Here is a 26122-nt window from a genome sequence, read left to right on the forward strand (position 1 = left end):
GAGCATTGCTAACTATTTGGTTTGGGTTTTGCTTTTTTGCAATAGGTATGATAAAATTTAAATAGAAAATATAATATCGGAGGTGTGGACGGCGATGGAATTAAAGGATTTAAAGGAAAAATTAACCAGAAAAAAGGTTTCTGTGTGGGAAAAAAGGGATAGAAAGGTTATAGATGAGTATTCAAAGGGTTATAAGAAGTTTATAGACTATGCAAAGACAGAAAGAAGAGCTGTTGAATATGCTGTTAAGGAACTTGAAAAAGAAGGATTTAAACCTCTTTCTTATTATCTTGAAAAAGGTAAAATAGAAGATGGCGATAAGGTTTATTATGTTAATAATTTTAAATCATTGTTTGCCATAAAGATTAAAGGAGATTTGACTAATGGTATAAATATTGTAGGAGCGCATGTTGATGCTCCAAGATTGGATTTAAAACCTGAGCCAATTGTTGAAGACAGCGGCGTTGCTATGGCTAAAACTCATTACTATGGCGGAGTTAAAAAATACCAATGGTTGAATATTCCTCTTGAATTACATGGTGTTGTTATTAAAAATGATGGAACTAAAGTTAATGTTTCTATTGGAGATTCAGAAGATGATCCTGTTTTTGTTATTTCAGACCTTTTACCTCACTTAGATAGGAGAAAAGGTGATGTTGCAGAAGTATTTAAAGGAGAAGCTTTAAACTTATTATTAGGAACAATTTCTATTTCATATGATGAAGAAATAAAGGATTCTATAAAATTAAATGTACTTAATATATTATATGAAAAATACGGTATTGTGGAAGAAGATTTTATTTCTGCTGAACTTGAGGTTGTTCCTTCATTACCAGCAAGAGATGTTGGTCTTGATAGATCATTGATAGCAGCATATGGCCATGATGATAGAATTTGTTCATATACAGGTTTAACTGCATTAATTGAAGCTGAACCAGAAAATAAGAGTGCTGCTTTGTTATTAACAGATAAGGAAGAGATCGGTAGTGACGGAAATACCGGCGCAAAACATCATTTCTGGATTACTGTAATGAAGAAGTTATTAAAATTACAGGGAAGCACTAATATTGAACTTGATATAGACGATTTATTATTAAATTCCACATTATTGTCAGCAGATGTTTCAGCTGCATATGATCCAAACTTTAAGGATGTTCATGATCCAGCAAATGCTCCAAGATTAGGTTATGGCGTGGCTATTTCTAAATATACTGGTGCAAGAGGTAAGGCTGCAACAAATGATGCAAATGCTGAATTCTTTGGAAAATTAAGAAAGGTATTTAATGAAAATGGTGTTATCTGGCAATCTGGTGAATTGGGTAAGGTTGACCAGGGTGGTGGAGGAACTATTGCTAAGTTCTTCGCCGAAAAAGGTTTAAATGTTATTGATGCCGGAGTTGCATTATATGGAATGCATTCACCATATGAAATTGCTTCAAAAGGCGATTTATATGAAACATATTATGCTTACAAGGTGTATTTGAATAAAATGTAGGGAGTGAAAATTTGAAGGTTTTTGCCGGTAGCCCTATACATTTAATGGAATTTGAAAATGATAATATAAATATTAATATTACAACCCACTCATGGTCCTTTTTGGGCCAGAGTGGTTTTTCTGTTATTTTGAATAAGGATAGTTTAACGATGTATAATGGGCTGGTGGAAGATACTGTTGTTTCTTTTGAAAGAAGAATGATAAATATTGAAGATAAGAGCAGAATTATGTTTATGCTTCAACAGGAAGGTTTTAAATTTGAAAATTATTTTTATGCCAAAATTCAAAAGAGTGATTTAATTGTTTTGCGAGTTGATTTGTTGAATAAATCTTCCTATGATTATTTATTAAATATCATTTTATCTAATATGTTTCTGGTGAAAATTCCCGTGTTATTTTTTAAGGTTTATAATGATTCACATGAGATTTCGTATTTTTATCCTGATAAAAAGGATTACGTTATTTTCAAGGGTTCACCTTATGCGTATTTTAATGTGGTTGAGAAAAACGAGCATGTTATTATGCTTCATGGAAAATACAGAGATAAAGTAAAGAATAAGCTGGTTTCTTTTTTGAAAAAAGTTGGTGATTTTAAATGAAAAAGATTCTTGACTTTATTTCAAAGAAGATTTTGTTTGAAAGTTTAAAACGTATTTTTTATTCTATTCCTTCAAAAAAAGGATATGCAGATAATAAGAAGTTTTATGTTATAAACTTTGGGTTTGTTCATTTTGGTTTTTTTAAACTGGGCGGATATATTCATTTAATGGAACAGTTTAAAGATGTTCAAAAGTTTAATAATAAGATTGGGATTGTTTCTGTTAATAATATTTCAAAAACCGGAATTCGATATATTTCTGAAATTGCAGAGATTTTTGGAATACCATTGATTATGCGTTATGAAGGAAATTGTTATTATTTTAAAGAAAATACTATTACTCCGCTTGATAATGGAAGCACTTTTAGAATTAAGAACTTTAAGTTTTATTTTTTTAATCAATCAAGTGAATTTTTATTCCAGATTTTAGATTCTCGAATTGAAAATCCAGAATTTATTATTGTTGATAATTTTAATGCTAAAATACCAGATATTGAGCTAAATTCTTTATCTACTGTTATATCTTCATATCTTTTGTCTGTTGATCAATCTGTTTTGAAATTGTATAAACCTGAAAATAATAGAAGTTATGATTATAAATTAAGAGATCATTTTGTTTTAAAGTTTGATATGCAGATTCTTGAAAAATTGAAAAATGGAATTACTAAAATTGATCCCAGAAAGCTGGAAAATCTTGTGAAATATATATAACTCTGTTACTAAAAATTAAACTAAGTGTTGTTATATTTCATTTTTAATGTATTGACATTTTATGAAATTATAGTAAAATATAAAATGCGTATGCCATTTTGGTATGGCATTTTTTGTTATATAATAACAAAAAATAAACATATGAATGGAGGAAGAAAATGGAACCAGAAATGTATGAAGATGAATTGACGTTATCTGATATTCTAAGGATTTTCAAACGAAGAAAAATAACTTTTTTTGTAATTTTAATTCTGACTATCTTATTAACAGGTTTATATTTGTTAAAAACACCTGCAACATATGAAGCTTCTCTTACTTTTGAAATGAAGGATGTTTCTTCAACTTCCTCTTTACTTTCACAATATGGAAGTCTGGCTTCAATGGTTGGAATTAACCTTGGTGGAAGTAAGGGAAATTCAATTAGTAATACCATTGAAAAGATGAAGTCTGATAAGATCCTAACAGCTGTTATTGAAAAAAATAATCTGGTGGAGTTGTATAATTCTAATAGAAATCCATCTTTTATTGATAAATTGTTAAATAGAGGTGGAGAAGTTAAGTTAAGAGATATTATTAATAATTTAAGAGAAAATGTTTCTATTACTCAACAAAAGGATACGTCTTTTATTAAAATCTCTTATAAATCAACAAAGCCAACTCTCGCTGCATCTATTGTAAAATCTATATATACAGAATATCTTAAATACGATAAAGAGGAATATCTCAATGATTCTGAATATTACCTTTCTAACTTAAAAAAATTATTTGGCCCTGTTGAAAAAAAATATATGGAAATACAGAAAAAATTGCTTGATTTCCAGGTTGATAACAAAATCTTTAATGAACAGGCTTTAGATCCTTATGTTTCGCAATATTCAAAATTGTATTTTTCTTTAATTGATATTGAATCAAAAAAGAAGGAATTGGAAGCTTCTATAAAATCTGTGGAGGATTCTATTTCCGCTTTAAATCCTGATATGAAAAAATTCTTTCTTGAAAATAATGGAAATATTGGTAGCTTGAAAAATCAGCTTGTTTCTTTAAAGATTGAATATGAAACTTTAAAACTCACTTCTTCACAAAATCCAAAATTATTGGAATTGGAATCAAAAATAAAGGTTATTGAAGAAAATTTAAAGGCTCAGATGAATGATATTTTAAATAATAATCTGAAATTTCTGGTTTCAACTGATCCAGATGCATATAAGCAATATGTTTCAAATAAAATTCAACTTGAGTTGCTTGATGTAATGAAGGCTTCAACTGTTGCTGTTCTTAATAAAATTGATGCTGATATTAAAGCAAAATCTCCATTATTATATGAATACTTTCAGTTGAAAAAGGATTCAAAGATTTTGCAGGAAAAATATGAAATGCTTAAAACTTCAATAGAAACTGAAGAATTAAAAAGAAGCTTTTATAAACCAAGTTTGAGTATTATAAATGATGTTTATATTCCTTATAAACCTGTTGCTCCTAATAAGAAATTAACTCTGGCTATAGGTATTGTTCTGGGATTTTTCCTTGGAATACTTGGTGTGTTTATTAAGGATTATAACGATAAGAGAATTAAGGATTGTTCTGAACTTTCACGTATTTTAAAAAGCCCTGAGTTTATTATTACCAGAAAAAATAGACGAAATGAAATTAAAAAACTCGCTAATTATATTTATGTAAAAGGGTATCATAATAAAACTTTGGGATTTACTGCTGTTGATTATAATGAATTTCTTGATATAGTTGAAGATGTTAAACTGGATCTTTCTCAACTTGTTAATAAAAGAGATTTAAGAATTAATATTTTACCTGATATTGATAATCCAGATTTTATACTTCACGAAGATGATGTTGATTATACATTTGTGTTTATTTATAGAGAAAAATCAACTTTAGAAAATATTGAAAAATATAAGGATTATTTGAAGAATAATTATATTGTTTTTGTTGAATAAATAAAAAAATCACCGTGGATTGTTCTAATAAGAATTAGAAACTAATCCACGGTTTTTTAATCCCCATCCTGTATTTGTTTGATTATTGTTGTGAGTTTTTGGGGAATGTGTTTATAAATGTGTTGTAAATATGGAATAGGTCTTTTTCATTGTAAAAGCGCATGCCGCGTGTTTGAAGGTCTCCTGTTATAGGTTGAACATTAAGGTATTTTACAAGCTTTCTAAGTAGATCAGGATCAAAATTATATTTTTGACAAAAATAGGGTATGGTTATCATTATCCCCATCCTCCTTTTTCTACTTTTTTGTTTTTTTACAGATATATTTTACTACAAAATAGAGCTGATGTAAAGAGGTTTTTTTTAATTTTTTGAGTCAATTTTTTGAATGTTATTTTTAATTTTTATGATTTTAATTTTCAATTTCTTCTATTTCATCTTTTATTTCTTCTAATTTTTCGTCAAGTTCTGCAGATAGTAATTTTAGCTGTTTATCGAGCTCTTTGTTGAAATTTTTCTGTAATTCTTTTAATTCCTGAATTTTTTCTTTATCCTTTTCTTTTGATATTTCTGTTAGCATTTTAAAAAATTGATCCATTATGTTCAGGAGTAATATTTTTAAAAAATCCCACATAACATATCCCCTTTCATGGTATTTTTTAAAACAACCGGGCTTTTAATGCCCGGTTGTATGTTATTGAATTAAATCAAAGAGTTCATTGGTTGTTGTATCAACTATTGTTGCGCTGTCTTTTTCGTATCCTGAAGGAATAAATACTCCAACAAATGAGTCCATTGCATTTTGTACTTCTGTATCTGTTAAGTCTGCTTTTGGATCATTGAGATAAATTGTTTTTCTTTTTCCGTCTGTGCTATTTACAAATGACATTCTTAATTTTTTTGCCATGCCACATCACCTCCATTAAGCCTGTAATTCGTAATTTTCTATTTTTTCAATTTTAAGTAATGGTTTTTCACATAATGATGCAAAGTTGTTTGATGCTGTGTAAACCTGATCATCTGTTGCTCCTGGCATTATGGTAAATGATTTCTTTTAATAATCTTTTTTCCGTTTGCGTCTAATCCATAGTCAAACCCTATTCTAACTTTTTCCCCTGCACTTAATTTTGTTGCCATACTTTCATCTCCTTTCATTTTTTTGTTTTTATTTTTTCTCTGTCAGCGCTGACGATTGTAGTATATCCCATTGTTTTTGCAGGGGAATATTCAACAATTTATTGGCAAATTTCGTTACTAACGCGTAACATTATCCGGCGTAAAAAAAGAAATTTTTCATTTAATTTCAAAATATTGATTGCTAATTTTAATTTTGGGAGAATGGTTTTATGCTATAATTATAATGCAATGTTTATACTTGATAATAATTGGTTAATAGCGCTTAATATAAAGGAGGCTTTATGGATAATATAAATATAATTCAAAAAAGAACTGTAAGAAGAGGCTTCAAAAAATCAATATATGGTTTAATATTGATGGTTATTGATTTTTTAATCCTAACTTCTTTACATTTTATTCCTAAAATTTCAATATTTGACAGAACAGATCCTTATCTTATTTTTATTTCTTCAGGAATATTGATTGTAATATATATATTTAAAAAGATGTATTATTTTGAGAGTTATTTATTCTGGGATGAACTTGTTAATATTATCCATTCTGTAACTATATATTTTTTTATTATGTTGCTATTAGCAATAGCAAAAAATAGTTATATGGACTTGTTTAGTTTATTTACTATTTCAATATTTTTTGTACTTGTAGATTCAGTTATTAGATATATATATAGAAAAATTCTCAAAAAATTTAATCTTTTAAAAACTAATGTGATTATTTTAGGTACTGGAGAATTAGCTCAAATTGTATACGACAAAATAAAAGAACATCCTTTTACCATGTATAATTTTTTAGGATTCTTAAAAACAGATTTTGATAAAAATAACATTGTAAATGAAAATAAAGTTTTAGGTTATATCGATGAAATAAATACTTTAATTTTTAATAATGAAGTTGAAGAAATACTTATAGCTATTCCAAATTTATCAAAGAAAGAACTTTCTAATATTGTTGCCAAATTAGAGAGAAATGTTAGAAAAATAAAATATATTCCTGACTTATATGGTTTAATGAGTTTTTCAACACATATTCAAGATTTGGATGGAATTCTTGCAATTACTGCAGTTCAGGAATTATTAAATCCTTTAAATTTAATGATTAAAAGAATTTTTGATATTGTTTTATCAATAATTGGCATTATATTAACCTCTCCGATTTTTTTAATTATCGCTTTTTTGATTAAAAAAGAAGATGGTGGGCCAATATTTTTTAAACATAAAAGAATTGGTAAGGATTTAAAAGAATTTGAAATGTATAAATTCCGTTCTATGTATCCTGATGCTGAAAAAAGACTTCAAGAATTATTAGCCAGTGATGAAAAAATTAGAGAAGAATGGTTTAAACATTTTAAATTAAAGAATGATCCAAGAATTACAAAAATAGGAAAATTTTTAAGAAAAACTTCTCTTGATGAGTTACCTCAATTGTTTAATGTTTTGAAAGGTGATATGAGTTTAGTTGGACCAAGACCTGTAGTAAGAAAAGAAGTTGAACTGTATTATGGAGAAGAGGTTGCCAAAGAAGTTTTTTCTATAAAACCTGGAATTACTGGAATGTGGCAGGCAAACGGAAGAAGTGATGTCGAAGATTACAGTGAAAGAATTGCTCTTGATTTATATTATTTAAGAAATTGGTCTCTGGAATTAGATTTTATAATTCTCTTGAAGACTATAAAAATAGTGATTGATAAGAAAGGAGCATATTAATTGAAATTATTATCTATATCCAGAAATTATTTTCCAGAAATTGGCGGAATTCAAATTGTCGCAAAAGAAATAAACAAATGTTTTGATTCTATCGCTTTAACATATAACTATACTAATGAAAAAATATATAAAGTAGACAACATTGAGGGAACGATCGTGTATAGAGTTCCCATTTTTTTTGAGAAAGGTTCTGTAAGAATTTCTCTAAATTATAGAAAGGCTCTTGATAAATTATCAAAAGATGTTGATATGATTCTATATCATTTTGCCTCAGGACAGCCTGAATTAGATATTTTTATAAATGGTAAAATCCAAAATAAACCAAATATATGTTTTTATCATATGGATATTGCAGGAAGAGGAACTTTTGGAAATCTATATAATCATATAATAGTCAAAACTTTTCTTAAAAATATGGATAAAATAATAGTAACTTCTCCAAATATAATTAAGACTTCTCCAGTTTTAAGGGATTTTAAAGACAAGATAGAAGTTGTTCCTTTATTTGTTGATACAAATCATTTTTATCCTAGAAAAGATAATGTTAGAAATAAATTTATTAATAATGATGAAAAATTGATTTTGTATGTTGGAAGGTTTGGTAGATATAAAGGGCTTGAATATTTAATTGAATCTTTAAGATTTTTACCTGAAAATTATAAATTACTTTTAGTTGGTAAAGGTAAGAAAGAAAAAGAATTAAAGGATTTAGTAAAAAAGTATAATTTTAATAATAGAGTTATTTTTCTAAATCATGTTAAGTATCAGGATTTACCGTTTTATTATTCTGCGGCTGATGTTTTTGTTTTACCTTCTATTGATAGAGGTGAAGCTTTTGGATTAGTCGCACTTGAAGCAATGGCATGTGGAATACCTGTAATAACTACAGAATTAGGTACAGGAACTACATATCATAATATAAACGGAGAAACAGGTATTCATGTTCCTCCAAAAAATTCAAAAGAAATTGCAAACGCTGTAAATACAATTGTTTCACAGGACTGGAAAAATAAAAAAAATGATATAATAATTAATAGAGCTAAAGATTTTGATATTAAAGTGTTTCAAAGAAAAATTAAAAAAATATTAGAGGTGTAATAATGAAAAAAATTCTGATCTTAGATCATGCTTATTGGTATGGTGGAGCAGAAAAAGTTCTTGTTGAATTTCTAAAAGGATACAATAGAAATAAATATGATATAACTGTTGGTGTGACATGTGAAAGTGAATTTACAGAAAAATTAAACGAAACAAACGTTAAATATGAAGTTTTTCCACTAAGTAGAGATGTACTTGAAATGAGCAGATCAAAATTATCTGCTAAATTACTTCCAAAATATATTGAATACAAAAAAATGATAAAATCTATAGAAAAATTCATAAAAAAAGAAAAAATAGATTTAATTTTTACGAATTCTATGAAAGCTCATATTTATGGAGGGCAACTTTCAAGAAAACTAGGTATTAAAGCTGTTGCAAGAGTACATGATCATATAAATGATGAGTTCATAAAACCTTTAAAACTACTTTTAAAAAATACTTTTAATAATGATTTTTATCATATTTCATGTGTTTCAAATGCTGTGAAAAATTCCCTTATTGAAATTGGAATAAATAAAAATAAATTATCTGTTTTATATAACGGAATTACACTTAATCCATCTCTTAAAAGCATGGATTTTTACAAAAATTTATATAAAATATCTGAAGATGATTTTATTATTGGAACTGTTGGATGGATCCATCCAAATAAGAATCAATTACTGATTTTACAAGGGTTACATGAAATTTTAAAAGATAATATAAAATTAATGATTGTAGGGGGATATACCCCACCAAATAAAAATTATTATATGAGTATTAAAAATTATATTAATTCAAATAACCTGGAAAACAATGTTATTTTAACGGGACATACTAAAGATATTTCCGGTCATTATTCTATTATGGATACTTTAATTCATTTTCCTGAAACCGATTCTCTTCCAACAGTATTAATTGAAGGTATTATATCCGGAAAAACTGTGGTTGCAAGAAACATTAGCGGAATTCCTGAAATTTTAAATAATAAAAATGGATATCTTGTTGATTCAATTGAAGAAGCAAAAGATATTATTTTTAATATATATAAATATCCTGAAAAATATAAATTAAACGTAGATATGGAAGATTTTGAAAAAAAATTCTCTTATGATAATTATATAAAAGGAATAGAGGAGCTTTTGGAAAAATGATATTTAATCTAAAAGATATTGTACTTTTAAGTTTTCATTTTGGATTTCTTTTTTCATTTTTTAATATTGTTCCTGCATATCCTATTTTTATTGTACTAGGAATAGTTTTTTTAATATTATATGTATACATCCCAGAAAAGTTAGTTTTTTCAAGAACAAATAAACTATTTTATATTATAGGATTTTTTTACTTTTCTAGCGCTTTGATTTCAGGTGTTAAACTTTCAGAATTTTTTTCTTATAATAATTTTAGACATGATGGAAATTTTTATATTACTTATATGCCGCTTTTTTTACCTTTTTTACATGGTTATTTTAGATCAAAAATAAATTATAAACAATTACTAATAAAAATATACGTTTTTATTAGTTTTATTACTTTATTATTGACTCTATCTTTTTTATTAAATCATCCTATAGGGATTTCCGCAGATGGAATATATCATTATCTATTTAAAGCACATAATGCAGCTGGTGGATATTATTTAATGATTTCTTTATTTGGTTTGTTTTTGTTTTTTGAAAAAAAATCGTTTTTTTATGGTTTTCTTTTTGTTTCTAATGCTGTAGCTTTATATTTTACCAAATCTCGTGGTTCATTATTGGCCTTTTTGTGGGTAATGGGACTATTAATAATTGACTTTTTATTTAAAAATAAAAAGCTTAAAAAAGCTTATTATATTTTAACAATAATTGGTTCTATTTTGATTATAAGTGGAGCTTATTATTTGTCAAAAGAACATGGAGTTTATAATTTACAACCTACTAATGCTGAAGTTTTTGATTTAAATAATCCTAACCGAACTGCTAATATTTCAGACAGACTTTTTGTACTCTGGCCAAGAGCTATAGATGATTTTTTAAGAAGTCCTTTATTTGGTATTGGATTTACACGTTATAATGATTTGCCTTATCGTTTTATCGGTATTGAACATATTTTTATGATTAATACATCAAAAGTCTTTTTCTCTGATGCACATGCACATAATTCTTTTTTACATATACTAGCTGAAACAGGAATAATAGGTTTTATTTTTTTAATCTTATTATTAAAAGAGCTGTTTTTTATTGCAAAAAAAATACCTGATAAATTCTTTTCTCAATATGTTTATTATTCAATATTTGCTATAATGATAGCCGGACTTACTGAACATAGAATATATACTCCTGCTCAGGTTATGCCTTTTACCATTATTTTAGAGATAATCATTTATATATATTATAATCAAATTTATGCGGAGGATGAAATAGATGAGAACTGAAATTACTTTACGAGATATTATTAATACATTAAAAAGACGATTTTATATTTTAATTATAGTTTTTATTTTAGTTTTTTGGGGAGTTATGTATATTTATAATATTCTCCCAAAATCATATGAATCATATATGGAAATTGAATTAAATTTAAATCAAAATAATTCTTCAAGTCAGATTGAATCTCTTTTTAATTTAGGAGGTTCTAATACTGAATTAAAAGCCGAAATTGAAAAAATGAAAACAGATGAAATTTTAAGAAATATTGTTAGAGATTTTAATTTAGTTGAATCAAAAAACAAATCGCGTCATATTATAGATAGGTTAAGAGGCAAGATATACTATGAAAGAGATTTAATAGAAATTCTTAAAGATCAATTGAAAATAGAGCCTGTTGAAGGAACAAATATTTTGAAAATCTCTATCCAAAAATCTTCTCCTGACTATGCAAAAAGGTTTATTGATTCATGGTTTAAATATTATAAATTATATAGAGAAAATTATCAAAAAAAGGTTAATGCTGAAAAACTTGAATATTTAAATCCTATTCTGAAAAAAGTTGAAAATGATTTAGATGAAATTTCCAAAAAGGTTTTAGATTTTGAATTAAAAAATAAAATTACAGAAAATAATCCTTTAATGGATAAGTATTATGAAATAGTGAAAGAATTATATCAGTATGAAGAAGAAAAAAATACTTTAGATATTAAAGTTAAAAACTTTGAAAATGTGTATTTGAATATCGATCCTCAAATGAAAGAAATTTATCTTACAGAAAAAAATCAGCAAATTAAAAACATAAAATTAGAATTAGAAAATACACAATACGAATATGAAACTGTTAAAATTTTATCTCCAAATTCGCCAAAAGCTATTGAATTAAAAACAAAGATAGATGTGTTAAAAGCACAATTAGAAAAGAAATTAAATGTGATTATTAATAATAAAGATATTTATCTTAGTTCTATATCGCCCGATTTATTAAGTCAGTATAAGGAATTAAAGTATTCATATGAGGTATTGGATACAAGATATCAGATGCTTAAAAACCTTGAAAAAGACTTGAGCAAAAAAATTATAGATCAATCTCCTGTTATGTATGAATATTTAAAATTAAAAAAAGAACAAAAGATTTTAGAGGAAAAATATGAAATTATAAAAAATACTATTGAACAAATTACTATTAACAACCTTTTAAATACAGAAAAAATTAAAATCATAAATGCATCATTTACTCCAACAAGAGCCATTTTTCCATCTTTTAAAATGTTTTTTGTTGGTGGATTTTTATTTGCATTTTTTATTGGGTCCATTGTTGCTTTAAGATTTGAATTGAAGGATAATAAAATTCATTCACTAAAGGATTTTGAATATAATTTTAAAAGTCCTGAAGTTGTAATAAATAGCCAAAAAGATATACATGATATTTCTAAGTATATTTATGGATTAAATAAAAATAATATTTTAATTTTAAATACGATAACTAAAAAAGATATACTTGAAAAAATTGAAAATATGTTGAATGAAGAACTTAAAATTTTAGACTATAATTTTATTTCTATTTCTAATCTTGATATTTCAAAAATTAAAGAATTAGAAAAAAAGATAAATTCCGAAAATAATATTGTTTTCTTAAAAGAATTTGATAAGAATGATCTTGCTATTTTAAGTAACAAAATTGATTTTGTTATTACTATTGTTTCAGAGAAATATTCTGTTATTAAAAATACTGATATTGCAGAAAACTCTATTATCTTTTTTAAGAAAGGTATATTAAAATGAAAGGACTTTATATTACTAAAGAGGATATTTTAAATCCTGAAATGAATGGTGTATTTAGAAAAATCTATGGTCAAATTTCTGCATTTAAAAAATCAGAAATTAATATTGATTTTGTTTATTTTAAAGGTAGTAAAATGGTTATAAACAATGATTCAAAAAAATCTTATTCTTCTAAATTCAAAAGGAATTTATCTATGTTCTCTGATATATTAAAGTTTACAGATATAACAAATTATGATTTTTTATATATACGATATCCTTTTTCTACTAAAGATTTCATCTCTTTTTTAAAAAAAATAAAAAGCTATAATTTAAAGGTTTTTGTTGAAATCCCAACTTTTCCATATGATGATGAAATCCATAATTTTAAACAAAAATTAAAATTATATAATGATAAAATTTATAGAAATTTCCTCAAGAAATTTGTTGATTATATTGTTACTTATTCAGAACACGATGAAATTTTGGGAATAAAAACTATAAAAATTGTTAATGGAATAGATGTTGATAAAATTCCCGTTAGAAGCCCGCTACCTAAAAATAAAAATAGAATTGATTTAATCGGTGTGGCAAATGTTAGCAAATGGCATGGCTACGATAGATTAATTAAAGGATTAGAAGAATATTATAAAAACAAATATGAAAAAGAGGTTTATTTTCATATCGTTGGTGAAGGGCCTGAATTGGAAAATCTAAAATTATTAACTCAAAATTTAAAATTAGATAAATTTGTTATTTTCCACGGTTTTAAAACCGGAAAAGATTTAGATGAATTATTTAATTTAGCTGATGTTGGAATTGGGAGTCTAGGAATGTATAGAATAGGATTAAAAAAAGGGGCTATTTTAAAATTAAGAGAATATTGTTCAAGAGGTTTGCCTTTTATTTATGGATATGATGATTCAGATTTTGATAGTTTTAAATATGCATTTAAAGTTCCAAATAATAGTTCTATTATACATATCAATGAGATTATTGATTTTTACGAAAAATTTAAAGATAGAGATTACATAAATGAGATACGAAAATATGCAGAAAAGAATTTGAGCTGGGCAGTGAAGTTAAAACCTATCATAGAAAAATTATCTATAGGTGATTTTTTATGAATTTAAATATTCAGGATATTAAAATTTATGTAGAAAGATTTTTAAACAGCATTTTCAAAGGAGAAATAAAAATAAATGTTGTAAACGATTATTATGTATTAAATAATATATTAGATTTTAGAATTTATAAATTCTGGGAAAAATCCGATGAAGAACTATTAAATGACTTTGAAGATTGTTCCTTTAAGAATGATTATATTGGAACAATATTTTTCTTTTTATCTGGATATTGGGAATATATTCATAATGATAAAAAGGATCAATATGGAAGATTTATTTATAATGAAAGCTTTCAATATAAAAAGAATATTATCGAAGTACCTATTGTTGATATTCTTGTTGATAACATAAAAGAAGAATTAAACCTGGAATATAAAGCAAATAAATCTTTACTTTTTTTGACACATGATGTAGATCATTTATCTTTTTTAAAACAAAAGATTTTTTATAGAAAGTTATTTGGAGATATTATAAAACGAAGAAATTTCAAAGATGCTCTGGATAAAATTTTAAGAAAAATTAAAAATAATGATCCTTACGATTTAAAATATCTATTATTTACACATAAAAAATTAAATACTAAAGGTACCTTTTTTTTTCTTCCTAAAAAGCAAGAAAAAAATATTGATGGTGGCTATAATTTATTGAAAAATCAGGAATACTTAAAAAGAATATTTAATGAAATAATTAAGAGTAATGGAAATATCGGTATACACTATGATGCTAAATATCTAATGAATAAAGACATGAAAAAAGATATATCTGATATAAAAAGTATTTTTAATGTAAATATTTTTTCTGGAAGAGCACATTATTTGATTTTTGATATAACAAAAACTTTTGATATTTTAGAAAAATCTGGAATTATATTAGATACAACAGGTGGTTATGCAGAAAATATTGGTTTTAGATTTGGGACATCGAAACCTTTTAAACCTTATAATTTTAATGAAAAACGAGAATATAATTTAATCGAAGTTCCTTTAATTGTTATGGAAGGAACTTTGCAAAATAAAAATTATATGAATTTAACTCCCGATGATGGATTTAATAAAATAAAAAAGATGATTGATAAAATTGAAAAATACAACGGAATTTTTACTTTTTTATGGCATAATTCGTCTTTTTATACCATTGATTGGAAAGACTGGGAATGGATATATGTAGAAAGCGTTAAATACGCACTAAATAAAGGCTTTTTAAGCGTTAACGCTCAGGATATTTTAAATATATGGAGTGAAAATGATGAGTAATAAAGATTTATATAAAATTTTTTGTGAAAAAGAACCTATTCCTGTATTTAGCCAATATTGGTGGTTAGATGCTGTTTGTGGAGAAAATAATTGGGATGTTATTCTGGTAGAAAAAGGTGGAGAAATATGGGCAAGTATGCCTTTTTTTAAAAAGAAAAAATTGTTTTTTTCGCTTCTTTCTATGCCACCTTTAACACAAAAATTAGGTCCTTATATAAGATACCCAAAAAACCAGGGATATTATAAAAAACTTTCATGGGAAAAAGAGATTATGAATGAATTAATTTCAAAATTACCAAAATTTGATAAGTTTTATCAAAAGTGGGATTATAAATATCAAAATTGGTTACCTTTTTATTGGAAAGGATTTAAACAAACAACACTATATACTTATGTAATAAAAAAAGGAAAGTCTATAGATGATATTTATAATAATTTTCATTCTTCAGTAAAACGTAGATTGAAAAAAGCTGAAAAGTTAAATTTGAAAGTTATAGAAAGTGATGATTATAAGTCATTTTATGATATAAATAAAAGAACTTTTGAGCGAAAAAATCAAAGAATTCAGCATTCATTAGATTTAGTTGAAAAAATCTTTTTTGCGGCTAAAAAACATAATTCTTTAAAACTTTACTTTGCTGTTGATCAATATGATGAAATATATGCTGCTGGCTTTTTTGTATATGATAAAGATAGTGTTTATTATTTATTAGGAGGTATAAATCCCGAAAAAAAGGATTCTGGAGCAATGAATTTGGTAATATATGAAGGAATAAAATTTGCTATTGAAAATAATTTGAATTTTGATTTTGAGGGAAGTATGGTAGAACCTATAGAAAAATATTTTAGAAGTTTTGGGGCTGTTCAAAAGAGGTATTTTTTAATATTTGCTACCAATAATAAATTGCTTAAAATTTTTACAAAATTATAAAACAGGAGGATTTTAATGAATCGCAGAAAACTTTTTTTATTTACCAATAAATTTCCATATGATAAAGATGAGGAATTTTTAGAAACAGAAATCCCTATTCTGGCCAATTATTTTGATATAATTATTGTTCCAAGATATCCACTTGGAAATATTCGTCCTATTCCTGAAAATGTTGAAATTGATAATTTTTTTATAGACTATTTGAGTAATCGAAAAATTTCCATATTAGGATTGACCAGATTTCATAAGTTTATAAAGGAATTCATCAATTCTAAAAAAATTATTTCATATAAAAGCTTAGAATATTTTGGAATGGAATTTTTATTAAAAAAATGGTATAAAAAATACTCTATCGATTCAACTGTTATTTTTTACTCATATTGGCTGGCTTCTCAAGCATATGGTTTAACTCAATTAAATAAAAATTCAAATTATAAACATATTGTAATTTCCAGAACTCATCGATGGGACTTATATGAAGACGCAAATATATACCATTATTTGCCATTAAGAAAGGAAATTTTAAAAGATATTGATAAAGTTTTTTGTATTTCTGATGATGGAAAAAATTATTTAACAAAAAAATATCCAGAATATTCAGATAAATTTGAAGTTTCACGTTTAGGAGTATTACCTCAAACTAATTTAAATAAAGGCAGTAAAGACGATATGTTCAGAATAGTTACCTGTTCTGATCTGGTCCCTTTTAAAAGAGTTCATCTTGTTGTTGAAGCATTAAGCATTCTTGGTAAAAAAGTTAATAAGAGGATTTTATGGTCTCATATTGGTAAAGGTCCCTTAAAAGAAGAAATAGAAGAACTTGCAAATAAATTATTATCTAAAACCAATATCGAATATAAATTTTTAGGTTATCTAAAAAATAAAGATGTATTAAACTTTTATGCTAATAATCCTATAGATTTATTTATCAATGTTAGCGAATCTGAAGGATTGCCTGTATCAATTATGGAAGCTTTGAGTTTTGGTATTCCGGTTATGGCAACAAATGTTGGAGGAACAAGAGAATTGGTCGATGAAAATATTGGAAAATTACTTCCCTCTGATTTAACTGCTAATATATTAGCTGACCATATCGAACAATTTATAAACCTTTCAGAAAAAGATAAACTTTTCAAACGAGAAAATGCATTAAAAAGATGGAACGAAAAAGTCAATGCTCTTAAAAATTATGAGGATTTTTCAAAAAGAATTTTAAAATTACTTAATAATAAAAAATATCATTAAATTGAAAAGAGGTTTTTTAAAATGCCTGGTTTTTTTGGTTTAATATCAAATAATAGAATTATAGATAAAATTAATATAACGCAAAGAAGAAATGATTTTCTCAAAGAAATATATAAAAATGAAAATTTATATATTGAGAGACAAACTATAAATAAGTTTTTAAGAGATAAACCTTTTTATAAAGGTGAAGATTATGCTTTTTTGATTGAAGGAGTAATTTTAAATAAGGTTGAGTTAATTAATAAATATAACTTAGAGAATTTTGAAAAAACTATTATAGAAATGTATAAAAGGTTAGGAGAAACTTTTTTTAATGATTTTCGCGGTAGTTTCTCCGGATTTTTTTATGATAAAAAGAATAATAGATATCTAATTTTTACAAATCATTTTGGAGATAAACAGATATTTTATTATACACATGAAAATGAATTTATTATAGGTTCTGAGATTAATTATATTGTTGATTATTTAAGACAAAAAAACTATTCCTATAATCCCGACATTGAGTCTGCATATATGCTTTTGACTTATGGCTTTATGATAGAGGATCATACTCTTATTAATGAAATAAAAAAATTAATTGCCGGACATTATATTAAAATTGAGAATGGAATTTTTGAAATAAAACAGTATTATAAATTGGATAATACTCCTGATAAAACTTTATCAGAAAATGAGATAATAGAAAATATAGACTCTTTATTCAAAACTGCAATAAGATATGAATTTGAAAAGGATAAAGAATATAATTATAATCACATTGCAAGTTTAAGTGGTGGTCTGGATTCGCGAATGACAGTCTGGATTGGAACAAAAATGGGATATAATATGCTTAATTATACTTTCTCGGAATCTGATTATCTAGATGAAACTATTTCAAAGGAAATAGCAAGAGATTTAAAAAATGAGTTTTTGTTTAAATCTCTCGATAACGGATTATATCTTATAAAAGATAATATAATAAGAAAACAAATCGAAATTAATTCTGGAAATGTGTTGTATGCTGGAAATGCTCATGCTAAATCATTTGCTGATATTTTTAATTTTTCTAACTTTGGTGTTGTTCATACCGGGCAATTAGGTGATGTAATAATTGGAAGTTATATGAAAAAAGCTGTTTATAATAAAGAATTTAATATAGTAACCGGTGCCTATTCTGAAAAATTAAGCGAAAAGATTAAAAATATAAAATTGAAATTTGATTATCCAAATGAAGAAATTTTTAAATTATATAATAGAGGTTTTAATGGTATCCTTCTGGGAAATCTTCCTTTTCAAGAATATACTGAAGTAATTTCTCCATTTTTATATAAAGAATTCATTGATTATTGTTTAAAAATCCCTCTTGATTTAAGAGTTAATCATAAAATTTATTTTAAATGGATACTAAAAAAGCATCCACAAGCTGCAAAATATAAGTGGGAAGCTATTGGAGCAAAAATAAATATACCTCAAATAAAGGTTTTAGGTAGACAAATCGCTATTACACAAATTCCTCATAAAATTATAAGGAAAATCTTAAATAAAAAAACTATAATGACAAGACATCATATGAATCCTCTGGAATACTGGTATAAAAATAATCATATGTTAAAAAGTTTTTTTGAAAAAACATTTAATGAAAAAATTAAAAACTTCGATATTTCAAAAGAATTAAAAACAGATGTTCAAAATATGTTTGAAAGTGGAAAAGTTATTGAGAAAACTCAGGTATTAACTTTATTAGAAGCTTATGATTATTTTTGGGGAGAATATCAAAATGAATAAAGCATTTATAAATAAACTTTCTAAAAAAGGTTTTTTTCATATTTTTTTCTCAAATGTTTTTAATAAGATTATTCAGTTTCTCACTTCAATTGTAATAGTAAAGTTTTTAACCAAAGAAGAATATGGTATTTTTTCATATGCGATGAATATTTTAAGCTTGTTTTTAATTTTAAATGGTTTAGGGGTAACTTCAGGTTTTTTGCAATTTGGAAGTGAATCGTATAAAGATAAAAATTTGCAGAAATCATATTTTAAATATGCTTTAACTGTAGGAATACTTTTTAATTTTCTTATCTCTTTTGCTATTTTTATATATTCACAATTTTTTTCATTACCAATTAAAGGCAGTATTGTTGTTTTAAAATACATGTCTCTCATACCAATAATAACTATAATATATGAATTGATACAAACATATTATAGGGTGAACTTAAGAAATAAAATATATTCTTATACATATTCTTTAAATACATTTTTATATTTTATTCTTTCTATAATTGGAGCATATTATCTAAAGATTAATGGTATTATTCTTGGGAGATATTTTGCTTATATTATTGCAATATTATTTTCTATATGGTATTTAAAAGATGAGATAAGAGATATTTTTTATATTAAATATCCACAAAAAAATTTAAGAGTTGATTTTTTTAAATACTCTTTTGTTTCTTCTTTAACGAATTCTATATCCTCTATATTATATTTAATAGATACTTTTCTTGTTGGATTAATTATTAAAAATGCTGAAATTACTGCCTCATATAAAGCGGCAACATTGATTCCTTTTGCTTTAAATTTTATTCCACTTTCTGTAATGACATTTGCATATCCTTATATTGTTCAAAATAATAAAGATAAAGCATATTTAAAGAAATATTATTTTAAATTAAAAAAATATCTGCTTTTACTTAATTCACTAATAAGTTTATTTTTGATATTATTTGCACCATTTATTATAAAAATAATGTTTAGAAGTGATTATACAGATTCTGTTTTACCGTTTCAGATATTATCTTTTGGATATTTCATAGCTGGAAGTTTTAGAATTCCAAATGGTAATTTTATTGCTGCAATAAAAAAGCTTAAAGTTAATCTAATTGTTTCCATAATTTCCGGAAGTGCTAATATTATATTGGATATTATATTAATTTATTATTATGGTTCCACAGGTGCCGCTGTTGCTACAGTTGGAGTATTTGTTATTTCTTCACTTCTTTCTGAATTATATCTATGGAGGTATTTTAAAAAATGAAAATAATAAGCTTAATAGGAGCAAGACCACAGTTTATAAAAGAAGCTGTTTTGCATAAGGAATTGAAAAAAAGGGGAATTGATGAAATACTTGTTCATTCTGGACAGCATTATGATAAGAATATGTCTGATATATTTTTTCAAACATTGAATATTAAAGATCCTGATTATTATTTAAATGTTGGTTCTGGTAATCATGGTGAAATGACTGGAAAAATAATGATAGAATTTGAAAAGATTGTTTTGAAAGAAAAGCCTGATATAATTTTAGTATATGGAGATACAAATACAACTCTTGCAGGCGCATTGGTTGCAAGTAAATTAAAGATACCTGTAGCTCATGTAGAAGCTGGAATAAGGCAGGAACCAAAGGATATGCCAGAAGAGATAAACAGGGTATTAACAGATAGAATTTCAAATTATCTATTCTGTCCAAGTGAATTAGCTGTTGAGAATTTAAAGAAGGAAAATATAACTTCAGGTGTTTATTTTGTAGGAGATATAATGTATGATTTATATAAGATAATGGAAAAGGATTTTAAATATGAAATATTTAAAGAGTTAAAATTGAAAGAGAATGATTATATTCTTATGACAATGCACAGAGATTTTAATGTTGATAAGAAAGAAAAATTGGAAAAGATATTAATGCAGATAGAGAAAATATCAAATGAAAAAACTATTGTTTTTCCAATACATCCAAGAACAAGAAAAAGAGTAAAAGAATTTAATTTTGAAAAGTATCTAAAGAATGTTATATTGCTTGAACCAATAGATTATTTAAATTTAATGGGATTGGTAAAAAAATCATGGAAAGTGATAACAGATAGCGGCGGACTACAAAAAGAAGCATATTTTGCAAAGAAACAGGCTATCGTGGTAATGCCTGATACAGGATGGAGAGAGTTAATAAAATTAAAATGGAATATTTTAGCTGATGAAAATAATCTTTACGAAAAGACTTTTGAAGTAATAAACACAGCATATCCTGAAAATGTTTATGGCGATGGATATTGCGGAGAGAAGATTGTGGAAATTATAAATAATTTTTAAATTTACAAGGGGATATATTTTATGAAAGATTTATTAATTATCGGAAGTACAACTTCTGTTTTTACAAATCAATTAGCTGAAAAATTAAAATCTAAACAGGCTTTTGAAAAAGTTGATGTATTATCTTTTAATAAAATTAATAAAATCCAGGATACTCCTTTTGATAATATATATTTTTTTAATGATGTGAATGGTTATTTTTATAGATTTCAAAAATTTATATATTTTAAAAGGTTATTCAGAAATATTCATAAGTATGATATTGTAAATATTCATTATCTGGATAAGATTATAAAATTTTACTGGAATGATATCAAAAATACAGGGAAAAAAATTGTTATTTCAATCTGGGGAAGCGATTTTTATAAAATAAATAATAAGGAAAGAAATTCTTTAAAAAAGATAATATATGAATGTGATGCTTTAACTTTTGCAAACCCAATTGTAGCGAATGATTTTATTAATTATTATGGAAAAAATTTTCTGGATAAAATTTATATAAATAAATTTGGATTATATGTATTGGATATTATAAAAGGTTATAAACATAATTCTTTAAAAAAGGATTTTTTTAAAGAATTTTTTAATATTCCAAAAGAAAAAATTGTTTTAACTATTGGATATTCTTCTTCTAATAATCATCAACATTTGAAGATTTTAAATAATTTGAAAAAGCTAGATCCCAATTTTTTAGATAAGTTTTTCTTTATCTTTCCAATGACATATGGAGATACACAATATAGATCCGAAATCGAAAAGATACTTTTAAATTCAAATTTAAATTTTAGAATTTTTAAAGATTTTATGGACTACGATGAAATTGCTAAATTACGGTTGGTTTCAGATATAATGATAAATCTTCCTATTACAGATCAATTAAGCGGAAGTATGCAGGAATATATATATGCTGGAAATATTGTAATTACAGGAGAATGGTTACCATATAATATTTTATGGGAAAATGGTATTAAAACTATAAACATTAAAAATATAGATGAAATAAATGATGCACTTATTTATGCCGTTGAAAATTTTGATAGCTTAAAAAGTTTGTATGAAAAAGATAATGAAAAAATTTATAAAATTTCTTCATGGGAATATACTATAAAAGACTGGATATATATGTATAATAAATTATTTAATAAATAATTTTATTGTTCAATAATATGGGGTGGTGAAAATATGGATGCGGTTATTTTAGCAGGAGGACTTGGAACAAGACTTAAACCTTTTACAGATATTATACCAAAACCTTTATTACCTCTTGGGGAAAAATCATTAATGGAAATTCAAATTGAACATTTAAAAAAATGCGGATTTAATAATATATATATTGCTGTAAATTATAAATCTGACTATATAAAAGCTTTTTTTGGAGATGGATCAAAATATGGAGTTAATATATATTATAGTGAAGAAGAAAAACCATTAGGAACAGCAGGGCCTTTAAAATTATTAGAAAAAAAATTATTAGATCCATTTTTGGTTATAAATGGTGATATATTAACAAATTTTGATTTAAGAAAAATTTATGAATTTTCCTTAAATTATCCAGAATCACCACTTACTCTTGGAACAAAAATCATAACAACACCTTTTAGATTTGGAAAAATTTATTCTGAAGGAGATATTGTAAAGGATATTGAAGAAAAACCGGAATTAAAATTTGAAATTTTAGCAGGTATTTATATAATGAAACCAAAAATTTTTGAATATATTCCATACAATGAATATTTTGGAATTGATCTTTTAATAAAAAAATTGTTGTCTAAAAATATTCAGGTTACCAAATATATAATCAATGATTATTGGATTGATATTGGTGTTGTAGAAGATTATTCTAAAGCAAAAGAATTGTATGAAAATATGAAAAATAATTAATGTTATTTATGAGGTGAAAAAATGAAAGTATTGGTAACAGGAGCAGAAGGGTTTATAGGATCGCATTTAACAGAAATGTTAGTTGAAAAAGGATATAATGTAAAGGCTTTTGTAAGATATAACTTTCAAAATGAATGGGGCTGGCTTGAAAAATCTAAATATTTAAAAGATATTGAAATATATACAGGAGACATAAGGGATTATGATAGTGTATATGATTCAATGAAGGATGTTGATGTTGTATTTCATCTTGCGGCATTAATTGGAATTCCATATTCATATATTTCACCTCTTGCATATATTAAAACCAATACAGAAGGTACATATAATGTATTGGAAGCTGCAAGAAAACTGGATATTCAAAGAGTTATTCATACATCAACAAGTGAAATATATGGAACTGCGCAATATGTACCAATTGATGAAAAACATCCATATAATCCACAATCGCCTTATGCAGCTTCTAAAGCTGGAGCTGATCATTTAGCTTTAAGTTATTATAGATCATTTGAATTACCGATAACTATAATAAGACCATTTAATACGTATGGTCCAAGGCAATCAGCAAGAGCTATAATACCCACAATAATATCTCAAATATTAGCAGGTAAAAAACAAATAAAATTAGGAAATCTTACACCTACCAGAGATTTAAATTATGTAAAAGACACAGCCAATGGTTTTATAACCGTAGGATTGCACGAAAAGACAATTGGTGATGTATATAATCTCGGAACAGGAAAGGAAATATCTATAGGTGATTTAGCAAAAAAAATAATAGAATTAACTGGAAAAGATGTTGAAATAGTAACAGATAAACAAAGATTAAGACCAAAAAAATCAGAAGTTGAAAGATTATTATCCAATCCGGAAAAAGCTATGAAATTAACTGGTTGGAAACCACAATATTCATTAGATGAAGGATTAAAAGAAACCATAGAATGGATAAAAGAAAATCTTCAATATTTTAAAGTTAATATATATAATGTGTGAGGCGAAAAAATGAAAAATGAAATATTATTAGATGCACCTAATTTGGGAGAATTGGAAAAGGAATATTTGATAAAATGTATAGATAGCACCTTTGTTTCAACTGCAGGACCTTTTATTCCAGAATTTGAAGAAAAGTTTGCTAAATATGTTGGTACAAAAAGAGCTGTTTCTGTTCAATCAGGAACAGCCGCATTATATATGGCATTATATGAACTTGGTATTGGTCCAGGAGATGAAGTAATAGTACCTGTAATTACATTCATAGCCTCTGTAAATCCAATAATGTATTTAGGGGCAACACCTGTTTTTGTCGACGTTGATCCAGAAACCTGGAATATAGATCCAAAAGAAGTTGAAAAAGCTATAACAAAAAATACAAAAGCTATAATACCTGTTCATTTATATGGAAATCCTTGTGATATGGATGGGTTAATGTATATATCAAAAAAATATGGAATTCCTATAATTGAAGATGCAACAGAAAGTTTAGGTGCAACATATAATGGAAAAATGACAGGAACCTTTGGAATATTAAATGCATTTAGTTTTAATGGAAATAAAATAATGACCACCGGTGGTGGAGGAATGATAACTACAAACGATGAAGAAAAAGCAGAACATATAAAATTTTTAATAAATCAGGCAAGAGATGCGAGCAGAGGATATTACCATCCAGAGATAGGATTTAACTATAGAATGACTAATTTAGAAGCTTCGTTAGGTTTAGCTCAATTAGAGAGATTAGAAGAATTCTTAAATAAAAAAAGAAGGTTCGCTAAAATTTATATGGAAAATCTTCAAGATGTAAAAGAAATAAAATTTCAAAAAGAATATGAAAATGCAGAAAGTTCATGGTGGTTAACTTCAATTAAAATAAATTCAGATAAATCTATATCTGAAATTCAAAGCGAATTAAAAGAAAAAGGTATTCCAACAAGAAGAATATTTGTTCCTATTGTTGAATTTCCACCATATCAAAAATTTAAGACTTCTAATTATAAAAATGCATATGAAATATATGAAAGAGGTTTAAATTTACCAAGTTCTACTGTTAATGATTATGATTCGATAAAATTTGTAGCGGAGGAATTGAAAAATGTCATCTAAAGAAAAAATTATTCTTGTTGGCGGTGGAGGTCATTGTAAAGTAGTTGCTTCTATAATATTTGAAAAAAATGAATATGAAATAATAGGAATTTCAGATTTAAAAACTGAAATTGGAAAAGAAATAATGGGAATAAAAATTAATTATATTGATGAACAATTAGAAGAACTGTATAAAACTGGAATTAAAAATGCATTTGTTACTGTTGGTAGTGTTGGAAATCCTGATTTGCGAATAAAATTATTCAAAAAATTGAAAGATATAGGTTTTAATCTTCCTGTTATTATTTCAAAACATACAATAATTAGTAAAGATGTAAGTATAGGAGAGGGAACTGTAATTATGCCTGGAGTTATTGTAAATCCTGGAGTTAAAATTGAAAGAAATTGTATTATTAATACAGGAGCAATAATTGAACACGACTGTATAATAGAAGATAATGTTCATATTGCACCTGGTGTTACGTTAAGTGGTGGAGTTAAAATAGGAGAAAATAGCCATATAGGAACTGGAACTTCTATTATTCAAAATATTGAAATCGGTAAAAATGTTCTTATTGGTGCTGGTTCTGTGGTTGTTAATAATATCCCTGATAATACTAAGGCTTTTGGTGTTCCGGCTAAAATTAAAAGTGTTATTGATAATTAAATATAAATAGCAATAAAATTTA

The 26122-nt window shown here is 25.5% G+C and carries 23 protein-coding genes; 21 read left to right on the forward strand and 2 right to left on the reverse strand.

Going from position 1 to position 26122, the window contains the following annotated elements; translation table 11 throughout:
* The first annotated feature begins 94 nt into the window (after positions 1-94).
* The 4 genes from LN42_RS06440 (at position 95) to LN42_RS06455 (ending at position 4756) form a co-directional block, all read left to right on the forward strand.
* On the forward strand, positions 95-1495 hold the full coding sequence (locus tag LN42_RS06440; RefSeq protein ID WP_075780571.1) for an aminopeptidase: 1401 nt from the start codon (positions 95-97) through the stop codon (positions 1493-1495).
* A gap of 11 nt (positions 1496-1506) precedes the next feature.
* Positions 1507-2094 (forward strand): hypothetical protein, encoded by a 588-nt coding sequence (locus LN42_RS06445; protein ID WP_075780572.1) that lies wholly within the window; start codon positions 1507-1509, stop codon positions 2092-2094.
* Positions 2091-2804 (forward strand): hypothetical protein, encoded by a 714-nt coding sequence (locus LN42_RS06450; protein ID WP_075780573.1) that lies wholly within the window; start codon positions 2091-2093, stop codon positions 2802-2804. The genes LN42_RS06445 and LN42_RS06450 overlap by 4 nt, the downstream gene beginning before the upstream one ends.
* 158 nt (positions 2805-2962) lie before the next feature.
* Positions 2963-4756 (forward strand): GNVR domain-containing protein, encoded by a 1794-nt coding sequence (locus LN42_RS06455; RefSeq protein WP_075780574.1) that lies wholly within the window; start codon positions 2963-2965, stop codon positions 4754-4756.
* A 410-nt stretch (positions 4757-5166) separates the two neighbouring features.
* Here the strand turns inward: LN42_RS06455 and LN42_RS06465 are convergent, their stop codons facing one another.
* Both LN42_RS06465 and LN42_RS06470 read right to left on the reverse strand, forming a co-directional pair.
* Entirely contained in the window at positions 5167-5388 is a 222-nt protein-coding gene (locus LN42_RS06465; RefSeq protein ID WP_014296714.1) for a hypothetical protein, read from the reverse strand.
* Positions 5389-5448: 60 nt separating this feature from the next.
* Positions 5449-5661: a DUF2922 domain-containing protein gene (locus LN42_RS06470; protein WP_014296715.1), complete on the reverse strand. Its 213-nt coding sequence runs from the start codon at positions 5659-5661 to the stop codon at positions 5449-5451.
* Positions 5662-6172: 511 nt separating this feature from the next.
* Between LN42_RS06470 and LN42_RS06475 the strand changes: the two genes are divergently transcribed.
* Genes LN42_RS06475 through LN42_RS06555 form a run of 17 tightly spaced genes read left to right on the forward strand, consistent with a single transcriptional unit; the run spans position 6173 to position 26100 of the window.
* The gene (locus LN42_RS06475) at positions 6173-7594 is read left to right on the forward strand and encodes a sugar transferase (RefSeq protein ID WP_014296717.1); all 1422 of its coding nucleotides are present in this window, start codon (positions 6173-6175) and stop codon (positions 7592-7594) included.
* Entirely contained in the window at positions 7595-8692 is a 1098-nt protein-coding gene (locus LN42_RS06480) for a glycosyltransferase (RefSeq protein WP_075780576.1), read from the forward strand.
* 2 nt (positions 8693-8694) lie between these two features.
* Entirely contained in the window at positions 8695-9828 is a 1134-nt protein-coding gene (locus LN42_RS06485; RefSeq protein WP_014296719.1) for a glycosyltransferase, read from the forward strand.
* A complete protein-coding gene (locus LN42_RS06490) occupies positions 9825-11090 on the forward strand; it encodes an O-antigen ligase (protein WP_075780577.1) in 1266 nt (421 codons plus the stop codon). The genes LN42_RS06485 and LN42_RS06490 overlap by 4 nt, the downstream gene beginning before the upstream one ends.
* Positions 11080-12867 carry a Wzz/FepE/Etk N-terminal domain-containing protein gene (locus LN42_RS06495; protein WP_014296721.1) on the forward strand — a complete coding sequence of 596 codons (1788 nt, stop codon included), beginning with the start codon at positions 11080-11082 and terminating at the stop codon, positions 12865-12867. The genes LN42_RS06490 and LN42_RS06495 overlap by 11 nt, the downstream gene beginning before the upstream one ends.
* Positions 12864-13973 (forward strand): glycosyltransferase, encoded by a 1110-nt coding sequence (locus tag LN42_RS06500; protein ID WP_014296722.1) that lies wholly within the window; start codon positions 12864-12866, stop codon positions 13971-13973. Before LN42_RS06495 ends, LN42_RS06500 begins: the two co-directional genes overlap by 4 nt.
* Positions 13970-15226: a hypothetical protein gene (locus LN42_RS06505; protein ID WP_075780578.1), complete on the forward strand. Its 1257-nt coding sequence runs from the start codon at positions 13970-13972 to the stop codon at positions 15224-15226. Before LN42_RS06500 ends, LN42_RS06505 begins: the two co-directional genes overlap by 4 nt.
* A complete protein-coding gene (locus LN42_RS06510; RefSeq protein ID WP_232223891.1) occupies positions 15219-16157 on the forward strand; it encodes a GNAT family N-acetyltransferase in 939 nt (312 codons plus the stop codon). Before LN42_RS06505 ends, LN42_RS06510 begins: the two co-directional genes overlap by 8 nt.
* Before the next feature lie 15 nt (positions 16158-16172).
* Positions 16173-17402, forward strand: a complete 1230-nt coding sequence (locus tag LN42_RS06515; RefSeq protein ID WP_075780580.1) for a glycosyltransferase — start codon at positions 16173-16175, stop codon at positions 17400-17402.
* A gap of 21 nt (positions 17403-17423) precedes the next feature.
* Positions 17424-19169: an asparagine synthase gene (locus LN42_RS06520; RefSeq protein ID WP_075780581.1), complete on the forward strand. Its 1746-nt coding sequence runs from the start codon at positions 17424-17426 to the stop codon at positions 19167-19169.
* Positions 19162-20421 (forward strand): oligosaccharide flippase family protein, encoded by a 1260-nt coding sequence (locus tag LN42_RS06525; protein WP_075780582.1) that lies wholly within the window; start codon positions 19162-19164, stop codon positions 20419-20421. Before LN42_RS06520 ends, LN42_RS06525 begins: the two co-directional genes overlap by 8 nt.
* On the forward strand, positions 20418-21473 hold the full coding sequence (wecB, locus tag LN42_RS06530) for a non-hydrolyzing UDP-N-acetylglucosamine 2-epimerase (protein WP_075780583.1): 1056 nt from the start codon (positions 20418-20420) through the stop codon (positions 21471-21473). The genes LN42_RS06525 and wecB overlap by 4 nt, the downstream gene beginning before the upstream one ends.
* Before the next feature lie 21 nt (positions 21474-21494).
* Complete coding sequence (locus tag LN42_RS06535; RefSeq protein WP_075780584.1) at positions 21495-22622, forward strand: glycosyltransferase; 1128 nt, start codon at positions 21495-21497, stop codon at positions 22620-22622.
* Positions 22623-22655: 33 nt separating this feature from the next.
* Entirely contained in the window at positions 22656-23354 is a 699-nt protein-coding gene (locus tag LN42_RS06540) for a sugar phosphate nucleotidyltransferase (RefSeq protein WP_014296730.1), read from the forward strand.
* Positions 23355-23375: 21 nt separating this feature from the next.
* Positions 23376-24347, forward strand: a complete 972-nt coding sequence (locus tag LN42_RS06545; protein ID WP_075780585.1) for an NAD-dependent 4,6-dehydratase LegB — start codon at positions 23376-23378, stop codon at positions 24345-24347.
* 9 nt (positions 24348-24356) lie between these two features.
* On the forward strand, positions 24357-25454 hold the full coding sequence (locus LN42_RS06550; RefSeq protein WP_075780586.1) for a LegC family aminotransferase: 1098 nt from the start codon (positions 24357-24359) through the stop codon (positions 25452-25454).
* Positions 25444-26100 (forward strand): acetyltransferase, encoded by a 657-nt coding sequence (locus LN42_RS06555; RefSeq protein WP_014296733.1) that lies wholly within the window; start codon positions 25444-25446, stop codon positions 26098-26100. The genes LN42_RS06550 and LN42_RS06555 overlap by 11 nt, the downstream gene beginning before the upstream one ends.
* The last annotated feature ends 22 nt before the right edge of the window (positions 26101-26122 follow it).

This window comes from Marinitoga sp. 1137, assembly GCF_001941525.1.
GTDB lineage: Bacteria > Thermotogota > Thermotogae > Petrotogales > Petrotogaceae > Marinitoga > Marinitoga piezophila.

Coding starts and splice junctions, on each gene's coding strand:
- LN42_RS06440 (WP_075780571.1), top strand. CDS start 95: ATGGAATTAAAGGATTTAAAGGAAAAATTAACCAGAAAAAAGGTTTCT.
- LN42_RS06450 (WP_075780573.1), top strand. CDS start 2,091: ATGAAAAAGATTCTTGACTTTATTTCAAAGAAGATTTTGTTTGAAAGT.
- LN42_RS06455 (WP_075780574.1), top strand. CDS start 2,963: ATGGAACCAGAAATGTATGAAGATGAATTGACGTTATCTGATATTCTA.
- LN42_RS06465 (WP_014296714.1), bottom strand. CDS start 5,388: ATGTGGGATTTTTTAAAAATATTACTCCTGAACATAATGGATCAATTT.
- LN42_RS06470 (WP_014296715.1), bottom strand. CDS start 5,661: ATGGCAAAAAAATTAAGAATGTCATTTGTAAATAGCACAGACGGAAAA.
- LN42_RS06475 (WP_014296717.1), top strand. CDS start 6,173: ATGGATAATATAAATATAATTCAAAAAAGAACTGTAAGAAGAGGCTTC.
- LN42_RS06485 (WP_014296719.1), top strand. CDS start 8,695: ATGAAAAAAATTCTGATCTTAGATCATGCTTATTGGTATGGTGGAGCA.
- LN42_RS06490 (WP_075780577.1), top strand. CDS start 9,825: ATGATATTTAATCTAAAAGATATTGTACTTTTAAGTTTTCATTTTGGA.
- LN42_RS06495 (WP_014296721.1), top strand. CDS start 11,080: ATGAGAACTGAAATTACTTTACGAGATATTATTAATACATTAAAAAGA.
- LN42_RS06500 (WP_014296722.1), top strand. CDS start 12,864: ATGAAAGGACTTTATATTACTAAAGAGGATATTTTAAATCCTGAAATG.
- LN42_RS06505 (WP_075780578.1), top strand. CDS start 13,970: ATGAATTTAAATATTCAGGATATTAAAATTTATGTAGAAAGATTTTTA.
- LN42_RS06510 (WP_232223891.1), top strand. CDS start 15,219: ATGAGTAATAAAGATTTATATAAAATTTTTTGTGAAAAAGAACCTATT.
- LN42_RS06515 (WP_075780580.1), top strand. CDS start 16,173: ATGAATCGCAGAAAACTTTTTTTATTTACCAATAAATTTCCATATGAT.
- LN42_RS06520 (WP_075780581.1), top strand. CDS start 17,424: ATGCCTGGTTTTTTTGGTTTAATATCAAATAATAGAATTATAGATAAA.
- LN42_RS06525 (WP_075780582.1), top strand. CDS start 19,162: ATGAATAAAGCATTTATAAATAAACTTTCTAAAAAAGGTTTTTTTCAT.
- wecB (WP_075780583.1), top strand. CDS start 20,418: ATGAAAATAATAAGCTTAATAGGAGCAAGACCACAGTTTATAAAAGAA.
- LN42_RS06535 (WP_075780584.1), top strand. CDS start 21,495: ATGAAAGATTTATTAATTATCGGAAGTACAACTTCTGTTTTTACAAAT.
- LN42_RS06540 (WP_014296730.1), top strand. CDS start 22,656: ATGGATGCGGTTATTTTAGCAGGAGGACTTGGAACAAGACTTAAACCT.
- LN42_RS06545 (WP_075780585.1), top strand. CDS start 23,376: ATGAAAGTATTGGTAACAGGAGCAGAAGGGTTTATAGGATCGCATTTA.
- LN42_RS06550 (WP_075780586.1), top strand. CDS start 24,357: ATGAAAAATGAAATATTATTAGATGCACCTAATTTGGGAGAATTGGAA.
- LN42_RS06555 (WP_014296733.1), top strand. CDS start 25,444: ATGTCATCTAAAGAAAAAATTATTCTTGTTGGCGGTGGAGGTCATTGT.